General features: G+C 42.8%; 11 protein-coding genes. 1 reads left to right on the forward strand and 10 read right to left on the reverse strand.

Translation table 11 applies throughout. The features are described 5' to 3' along the window. On the forward strand, positions 1 to 219 hold a 219-nt coding region (locus HMPREF0083_RS29100; protein WP_021623783.1), incomplete at its 5' end, for a hypothetical protein. A 230-nt stretch (positions 220 to 449) separates the two neighbouring features. Here the strand turns inward: HMPREF0083_RS29100 and HMPREF0083_RS21015 are convergent. The 10 genes from HMPREF0083_RS21015 to HMPREF0083_RS21050 all read right to left on the reverse strand — a co-directional run bounded on the left by HMPREF0083_RS21015 (position 450) and on the right by HMPREF0083_RS21050 (position 8,491). After that, on the reverse strand, positions 450 to 1,469 hold the full coding sequence (locus HMPREF0083_RS21015; protein ID WP_021623785.1) for a DUF4367 domain-containing protein: 1,020 nt from the start codon (positions 1,467 to 1,469) through the stop codon (positions 450 to 452). 47 nt (positions 1,470 to 1,516) lie between these two features. Further along, a complete protein-coding gene (locus tag HMPREF0083_RS21020; protein ID WP_021623786.1) occupies positions 1,517 to 3,097 on the reverse strand; it encodes a bifunctional ADP-dependent NAD(P)H-hydrate dehydratase/NAD(P)H-hydrate epimerase in 1,581 nt (526 codons plus the stop codon). A 41-nt stretch (positions 3,098 to 3,138) separates the two neighbouring features. Then, a complete protein-coding gene (acpS, locus tag HMPREF0083_RS21025) occupies positions 3,139 to 3,546 on the reverse strand; it encodes a holo-ACP synthase (RefSeq protein WP_021623787.1) in 408 nt (135 codons plus the stop codon). Positions 3,547 to 3,709: 163 nt separating this feature from the next. Beyond that, the gene (locus HMPREF0083_RS21030) at positions 3,710 to 5,191 is read right to left on the reverse strand and encodes an N-acetylmuramoyl-L-alanine amidase family protein (protein ID WP_021623788.1); all 1,482 of its coding nucleotides are present in this window, start codon (positions 5,189 to 5,191) and stop codon (positions 3,710 to 3,712) included. A gap of 168 nt (positions 5,192 to 5,359) precedes the next feature. After that, a complete protein-coding gene (locus tag HMPREF0083_RS28320; protein WP_021623790.1) occupies positions 5,360 to 5,551 on the reverse strand; it encodes a hypothetical protein in 192 nt (63 codons plus the stop codon). A gap of 23 nt (positions 5,552 to 5,574) precedes the next feature. Continuing rightward, positions 5,575 to 5,826: a hypothetical protein gene (locus HMPREF0083_RS21035; protein ID WP_148316031.1), complete on the reverse strand. Its 252-nt coding sequence runs from the start codon at positions 5,824 to 5,826 to the stop codon at positions 5,575 to 5,577. A 149-nt stretch (positions 5,827 to 5,975) separates the two neighbouring features. Then, positions 5,976 to 6,746, reverse strand: coding sequence for a flagellar motor protein MotB (locus HMPREF0083_RS21040; RefSeq protein ID WP_021623792.1), 771 nt, complete (start codon positions 6,744 to 6,746; stop codon positions 5,976 to 5,978). Beyond that, positions 6,721 to 7,524: a motility protein A gene (locus tag HMPREF0083_RS21045; protein ID WP_021623793.1), complete on the reverse strand. Its 804-nt coding sequence runs from the start codon at positions 7,522 to 7,524 to the stop codon at positions 6,721 to 6,723. The genes HMPREF0083_RS21040 and HMPREF0083_RS21045 overlap by 26 nt, the downstream gene beginning before the upstream one ends. A gap of 160 nt (positions 7,525 to 7,684) precedes the next feature. Next, positions 7,685 to 7,807, reverse strand: a complete 123-nt coding sequence (locus tag HMPREF0083_RS29835) for a hypothetical protein (RefSeq protein ID WP_021623795.1) — start codon at positions 7,805 to 7,807, stop codon at positions 7,685 to 7,687. 156 nt (positions 7,808 to 7,963) lie between these two features. Then, the gene (locus HMPREF0083_RS21050; RefSeq protein WP_021623796.1) at positions 7,964 to 8,491 is read right to left on the reverse strand and encodes a DUF3993 domain-containing protein; all 528 of its coding nucleotides are present in this window, start codon (positions 8,489 to 8,491) and stop codon (positions 7,964 to 7,966) included. Positions 8,492 to 8,567 lie beyond the last annotated feature (76 nt).

Here is an 8,567-nt window from a genome sequence, read left to right on the forward strand (position 1 = left end):
CGAGTGTTACTGTTCAGTTTTCAAGGAACTTTTAAGTTTGTCTCTTTTTTCATGAGACTTTTTATACTTTATCAAATCACCAAGCGTTTTGCAACATCTTTTTTAGAAAGATTGTCATTTTTTCTTTTTGCTTTTTTCGCGGCGACAAGAGATAATTTATCACAAACCATATATTCAGGTCAATACATTTTTAATAAAAAATTATTTACTCATCACTAGGTAGTACATATATACATCTGATTTGATAAACCGACACATGTTTGTGATGGGAAGTTAAGAAAAGAAAAAAGGCCAGGAGCGGTCGGAAAAAGACACCCTGCCCTTTTCGCTGCCGAAGCGCAGGGCGCATCCACCCTACCTTGTCAAAATATCAAGTGTAATTTATATGAAAACAGCGCATTTTAAACATATGCTTCTTTAAAAAAGGAAAAAGGGCGGATTTCCCACCCTTATTTACCTACCTGATTAAACATAGACTTTGCTATTTCCGCCATTTCTTCTACCGGTAAATCTCCAGATGACAGCATATACTCCACCCCATCGTAGTCCCAACGCAACGTTTTCTTGGCTTCTCCAACCACTACACCAACCGTATAACCCAAATCCACAGGTTCACCAGTCACAAGATTAACCGTAGTTGCTTTAGATTTACTTTCAACAAGTGTGAACGACTGCGCACCTTCATATGTTAGAACAATTTGTGCACCTTCTTCATCTTTAACCTTATCCACCCCTTTTAACGTAACGCCTTTAGGTAAATAATTCGGTTCAATCACTCCGAAGCTACCTTCATGCTTCTTAGCTGCTGTATCAGCTAGTACAGGAACAGAATCCAAGATAGCAGCTTGCATATTCCGCTCTTTGTCAAAAGCATCTGTATCGAACTTAGGATTCAAATCAAACGAGCTATACTGTACGGTGACCATTGGATTCATATTTGTATCCATTACATCCACTCGTACCGGCTCCAACGATTTATTAAGCGTGATTTTCTGGCTTGTGAGCGAACGATTTTGATAATCCGCCTTTACTTCGAATGTATATCGCTCACCTTCGCCTTGGAATTTTCTTGCATTGTCATTTGCAATGCTTTTTGCCAATGATTCATATAAATACACTTGACCATGTTTCTCCGGCCACTCACTCTGAAAACGAAAACTTTTGTTTAGATGGGGAGTTAGAACAAACACACCTTCATTGTTACGTAAAATGATCTGTGTAATGTTCCGTTGCTTGGATGTTAAAGAGATGCGATAAAAATTCGGTTTCTTATACCATACTTCTACTTCATATTCTTGCGGCGCTTTTCCTGTCTGGACTGACAAAGAAGCTTTTGACTTATAGCCAGACATCTTCTCTACTTGCTTAGTCAAATCCTGCGCTACATCTCCCGATGATTTTGGTCCGCAGCCAACAAGCGTCAAAAAAAGCAGCAGAAAACCAACGGATAACAAAAAAATTCGCTTCATCTTGTTTCAACTCCTTCGCCTTTTTTCGACAAAGGAGGGTTCCCATGTCAATTTCCTGGGAAATCTGTAACGGGTGAGCTACTCGCAACTAATAAGCTTTTTATAGCCGGTCCAATGTTGTCGATGATATCACCTGCCAATGTGGCATGTATCGACTTCTCACTACAAATCCTGCCAGCTATACCATGAAGATATACCGCCAGTTGAATTCCTGCCTCGATTGTTTCATCCTGGGCCACCTTCTGCGCGAGCATACCAGCAAGCATACCAGTCAACACATCACCTGTGCCTCCTTTTGCAAGCGCAGCCGTTCCTGTCGTATTAATGAAAACTTTTCCATTCGGAGTAGCAATTAGCGTGTATGTTCCTTTCAGAACAACATACACCTCATAATCCTGGGCAAATGACCGGGCATAACCTACACGATCCCTTTCGATTTCGACTGCAGAGCAACCGCATAGCCTCCCCATCTCACCCGGATGTGGCGTAAGAACAATCTGGCCTTTTTTCTCATGGAGAATAGACAAATTTTCCGAGAGCAAGTTCAGCGCATCGGCATCCAGAATGAGCGGCACATCTACCATGTTGATAATCTCCCTGAGCCAATTATTACCGCCTTTCCATGTGCTCAGACCCGGTCCAATGGCAACAACATCAAACGAAGCGATTCGTTGCCTTAGCAATGTATGGCTTCCACAGGCAAAGCGCCCTTCTTCTGCAGGCCATTCCCAAAAGACAGGTTCATTAATTTTACTGGCAACAATGGGAAAAGCCGACTCGGGAACCGCAAGCGTCAGCAGACCGCACCCTGTACGAAGACCCGCAGAAGCGGATAAAACGGGGGCCCCGGTCATTTCTTTCGAACCAGCAAGTATGAGAGCATGCCCATATGTCCCTTTATGGGAAAAAGCGCGGCGTTCAGGTAATTCTTTACGTAATTGTTCTTTGGTCAGTACCATATCCCGTAATAAAAATTCATCAATAGCTCGTAGTGGGATAGAAATATCAGAGACTACGAGCTCACCGATATAGTCAGCACCGGGATATAAAAAGTGACCCCATTTCGGAAAAGCGAATGTCACCGTTACATTAGCCTGTACTGTATATTGGGCCGCTTCCCCTGTATCGCTATTCACACCTGTCGGAATATCAACCGCCAACACTTCTCCCGGGCAGTCTTTCAACTTTTCCAGGATGAACGGATAGGGAGGACGTAACTCTCCTTTCGTTCCTGTACCCAGAAGAGCATCTACAATTACCGTCGCCTGCTTTATATCTGTTTGTACTGCTTCCTCGCTTTTTTGCGTCCAGACATTTACGGCATATCCGCAGTTCTGCATTATCTCCAGTTGCCGCTTGCAATCATCACTTCGCTTCTTCTCTTCTCCAAATATCCATACCTTTACATCACGCCTTTTGTTAAGTAAATGACGTGCAATCACAAGGCCGTCTCCCCCATTGTTCCCTGGACCGGCCAACACAACTACTGCTCCAGTAGACCACCGCTTTTCTATTTCCCTAACCACCGCTACTCCAGCATTCTCCATTAATACAAGGCTTGGAATTCCGATTTGCTCAATGGTGAACCGGTCAATGTCACGCATTTGCTGCGTGCTCACCACGTACATACTAATTCCCTCCTCACCCGCGTTATATATGTATGTCCAACTTATTCCCGATATGCAGACAAGTCTTCGCGTATCTCCAGTATTACTTGAGCTACAGCATATTTTTCACTATGCGAGATCGAAAGGTGACAGAAACTCCCTCTCTTCCCTGTAATACGTTCAAGTAAAGAAGCATCTATACAAACGTTCGGTTTTCCTGTTTCCCCCGGTAGGACCTCGGCATCCTGAAATGAAAATACCTTGCCAATACCTGTGCCTAATGCTTTTGAAATCGCTTCTTTTGCCGCATATCGTCCAGCTACAAACTCAATTTTACGTGCTTCGCCTAACGGAACGTTCTTCCGCTCTCGTTCCGTAAATATCCGCTCCAGAAAAGCGCTTTCCTGTCTACCTATAATTTTTTGAATACGTTCAAGTTCCACAATATCAATCCCTACACCAACAATCATAATTTTTCCCTACCCTCGTTTTTTCCCATTATAAGCGATTAAAAACAAAAACAGGAATAATAAAGAGCCGTTTTATAGCAAAAGGAAACGGGACAGACAAAACATATCATACTGTAACTAAACATAAAAGCCAGTCTCCGTAAAAGGAAGCTGGCTTTTATGTTTAGTTATTCTCAATGTATTCTTTAAGGCCGGCATACACAGCATCAGCAACCCGTTGCTGAAATTCAGGTGTTAACATTTCTTTTGCTTCTGCTGGGTTGCTTATGAAGCCAACCTCTATAAGAATAGCAGGCATCTTTGTGTACTTAATAACTTGAAAATTCGCCTGCTTTATCTTTCTGTCCGGGAAACCTGTTGCCTGAACCAGATGTTTGTGAATAGTGGAAGCATATCCTTTGCTTTTATCGTTATGATAATATGTTTCCGTACCTTTTCCAGAAGCTGAAGTGCTTGAGTTAATATGGATGGAAATGAAAAGGTCTGCATTGTTATTATTGGCGATGTTGACCTTCTCTGACAATTCCTGCTTAACACCTCGTTCAGTCAACTGCCTGTCCAACTCGCTGTCCCGTGTCATAATTACTTCTAGCTTGGGATCAGCCATCATATTGTTCGCAAGACGTTGGGCAATTCCTAATGTCAAATCTTTTTCCCGGGCATTATTGCCAGTCGCACCCATGTCTTTTCCACCATGTCCAGCATCAACAACAATTCTAACCCTATCCTTTAAGGATAGCGGATCTGTCGTAGGCGTTGGGTTCGGCTGCTGCGTGGTGCCATTACCAGGTGCTACGATAGGTGGCTTTTCTACAGGTTCAGTAACAACTGGAGGATTTGTTACAGGTGGAACGGACGGTTCAGGAGATTGAATATCCTTTAGTTTCAATTCAACCTTAGAAGCGCTCTGCACCAGATCGTACTTGGCAGAACCAGCTAACTCCACTACCACACGTACAACATCAGGCTCAAATTGGCTAAACCGTACATTTTGTATAGCAGGATGTGTTCCCTGACCTGGTACCGCCGAAGAAGCTGTAGCAAGCGTTGCGTTTTGTACATCCACCACGATACGGTTCGGCTCACTCATCGTAAAGCTTTTTGCCTCAGTTTTTCCACTAATTTGAATCGATATAACTTGATCGTTTTGTTGAATACTCGTTACTTTAACAGTTTGAGGAGTCTCTGGTTTTTTTGGAGGCGGTGGTGTAACCGTCTTATTCAGAATGACACTTCGCGTCTTATTTTCCCAGTCAACCTCCGCTCCCAGAAGTTCTCCTATTGCACGAAACGGTAAAAACGTACGATTTCCAATGATAACCGGAGCTACATCCAGCTTCTTCTGCGTACCATTCACACGTGCAGTCTTAGAACCGATCGTTAATTCAATCTTCTTACTTCCATCAACAACAGTGACTTTGCGATTCTTTCCATCCCAGCTTACCTTTATTCCCAAGCCTTCCTGGATGGTGTATACGGGGACAAGCGTCCGGCCGTTTACGAGTTGCAGCGGAACTTCGGGTTTGACCTTGCTTCCATTAATCAATAGCTGAATAGAAGGGTCTGCTGCCGCCTGCACTGCGACGGAGAATATTCCTAGAAAAAAAACAAGAAATATCCCGAGTCCGCATAACGTCTTCCTCATCTGTTACCCTCTCTCTTTCTCTGTGATTTGGCGCAAAAAGGGTTAGCTTCACCTACGCTTCGACAAAAAACTCCAAAAATATGTATCTAATATCGGAAATATTTTCTTTTATTGTACAACTTCCTCCACAAAGAATGAACAATTTTTCCCTAAGAAAAAAGCCCCATCTTAGCAAGATGGGGCTTTATCTCCATTCATACGCGGCTGAAGATATTCGAAAATGTGACAATAAACGACTTTTATTACCGCATATACTGGCACGGCCAGAATAATGCCTGCTACGGTCCGGCCCTGGCGCCACAAAGCGGCCGTGTCTCTTCCTTGTGAGAAAAAGACGAGGGAACACGCCGACGCGTGCATCTTTTCTTTCACCTTATGGATAATCAACAGGCGTGAGTTACAATATACATAATTGTATTGGAATACAAGCGCTTAATTCCTTTTTGCTCTGCCCAGCGGATAATAGGCCGCAGAAGATAAAAGCCTACACCAGCAACAATAAAAGGCAGTGCAATCGCCCGAATAATAATAACAACTGGTTGAAGGATGAAGCTAGTCTGGTATAGCATCCAAATAATCGTAAGAATAAGGAGTAAAATAACACCTCTCATCAACCATTTGCTTTGTTTGGTCATATGCGTCCTCTCCCGCTGCAATTTAAATAAATTCATATATAGAAATTTACACGTTGTTTCTCTTCCTGAAACAAAAACAGCGAGAAATGTACCATTGCTTGCTGCATAATAAAAAGCAGGCATCCCTCATCGAATGCCTGCTTTCTTCTTTACTTTTTACTCTGTGGTTTTTGTGCGTCTGCTGCCGCTGCTTTAGAGCTTAGAATCATAATCTCTACCCGGCGATTTTTGGCACGGTTTTCAGGTGTATCATTTGGAGCTATCGGATGATACTCGCCATATCCTGCCCCGGAAAGCCGTTCTGGTTTAATCTTATATTCTTCGGATAGATAACGAACCAGATTCGTCGCACGAGCAGTGGACAATTCCCAGTTGGAAGGATATTGTGCTGTACGTATCGGTACGTTATCCGTGTGTCCTTCAATACGTAGAGGGTTGTTAATCGAATTAATGAACGGGAACATATCTTTAATAATACCCTTAGCCTGTGGCTGTAATGTTGCATCTCCGTTTGCAAACAAAACAGCCCCAGTAAAGGTAACATTAATCCCGTTCTGATCCATATTCACCATTACACTCTTATCAAGTCCTTTAGACTTTGTGTACTGCTCCATCTTCTCTTTAATTTCCTCAAACCTTTCCTGTTCAGCGGCGATGGCATTTTTCGTTTTCGTTTTGCCGGTATTCTTATCTGTTGTCGGTGTCGCAGCGGAACCAGGAGCCGGCATCACGAGCGAGGAACCGGAACCGGTTATATCACTAAACGATTCCTTCAACGCTTGGAATTTCTGAGCATCTACCGCACTCATAGAGAAAAGGATAAGAAAAACAATAAATAGAAGCGTAACAAAATCGGCATAAGAGACAAGCCAGCGCTCTAGATTAACATGGTCATCATGCTTCTGCTTCTTTCTGGACATTAATTTCTTCACCGCCTGCTTCAATATTGCGATCCGCCTCAGAAAGGAAGACAAGCAGCTTCTCACGGAGCGCAACTGGGTTCATCCCCTGTTGGACACCAATAATCCCCTCAAGAGCGATAGTTAAATACAATGATTCATCCTTGGACTTTGCTTTCAATTTTTCTGCAAACGGGAAGAAAAACAAGTTCGCAAACGCTACCCCATATAACGTAGCAAGAAAAGCTGCACTGATGGACGGCCCGAGCGAGTGCGGCTCGTTTAAGTGCGTCATAATAACAACCATGTGCATGACCGTACCCATGATCCCGATGGTTGGGCAATATCCGCCTGCATTCTCAAAGATCTTGGCACCGCGCTGATGACGAGACTCCATAGCAGAAATATCATATTCTAGCATTTCACCGATAACAGATTGATCGACACCATCAATAGCGCTTCGCAGCCCTCTTGCAATGAATTTATTATCAACCTGCTCGATTTCTTGCTCAAGGGAAAGCAATCCTTCCCGACGCGCCTTGCCTGCCAACTCTTCCATCTGATTTACAAGACCAAGATAGTCCATCTTCTGCTCGGTAAACAGCTTTTTGAACAGCTTCGGCACATTCTTCAACTCTTTCATCGGTAACGAAAGAGTTACAGCGCCAATTGTACCACCAAGAACGAGTACAAACGAAGATGCACTCCATAGTAGAGTAGGAGTTCCACCGTCATAGAAAAAACCGAACGCCGCGGCAGCTAAAGCTATGGCAATACCAATAAGTGAGGCTAAATCCATTTGACATCCCCTATTTCTTTCTTTGGTAATTTCTATCCTTATTATTTCCCTTTAATATATATCGGCATAAACAATTCAAAATCAAGAAGATTTTTAGCGAAATTATTCCTTCATATTGCAAAAAATAAAAAAAACGCCGTTACCGGCGCTTTCTGTCTATCTATTCATTTTCTGTTTCTTCTATAGAAGGATACTTTGCTTTTGCGATGAACGGGAGGGCCAAAATCGCAGCGCATATGGTTGAGGTAAATACCATCTCAGCAATGACAATCGCATTCCACATACCGTAACCGCTCCTTTTCAAAAATATAAAGCTTCATACTGCAACTACCATTATCTTACTACAAACGTCACAAATTTGTCAATATTTTCGTAAATATTTCGTCAAAAATAAAGAGGTAAATGCATTGAAAAAAAGATAAATTTATGTTATAAAAAATCATTCATACTGAATATCATTCACTTTCCATTTTCCGTCTTCCCTGATTAGCAATACTGTTTCCTTATGGGCTGGCATTTGCCATGGACCATCCTCGGCTGGATAATATTGCGATACATGAATCGCTCCTTCACTTATGCTAACTTTTGTACGGGAATCCCATGAAAAATCAGGAATAAACAAATACATGTCATCCGATCCCGGAACATACCATAATGTTTCACCTTGCCTATTTTTCTCCGATACGAGCCGTTCCTGCAAAAATGTACGGGAAAATTCTTCTGTCATATACGGACGAATCCTTTCCAAAACTTCGGATCTTGCCATGGGTTCATTCAGTGTGTATTGTGCATCAGCGGCCTGCCGCAACAAGGAACGAATACTCTCTTTCTTCGGTATATTGCTTTGCGCTGCCAAAGCGAGGGATCCTGATGCCACCCCGGTTACCTGGATACTGACTACCGGCATAAAGAAAATAGCAAATACGGTTGCAATTACTCCAACACTTTTCCATACATCTTGCATCATACAACACTCCTCTCGCAAATTTTGCACAGAACTTCGTTTAACATATCAAGGGTGTTGATTATCCAGTATGATCCAG

Source organism: Aneurinibacillus aneurinilyticus ATCC 12856, from assembly GCF_000466385.1.
GTDB lineage: Bacteria > Bacillota > Bacilli > Aneurinibacillales > Aneurinibacillaceae > Aneurinibacillus > Aneurinibacillus aneurinilyticus.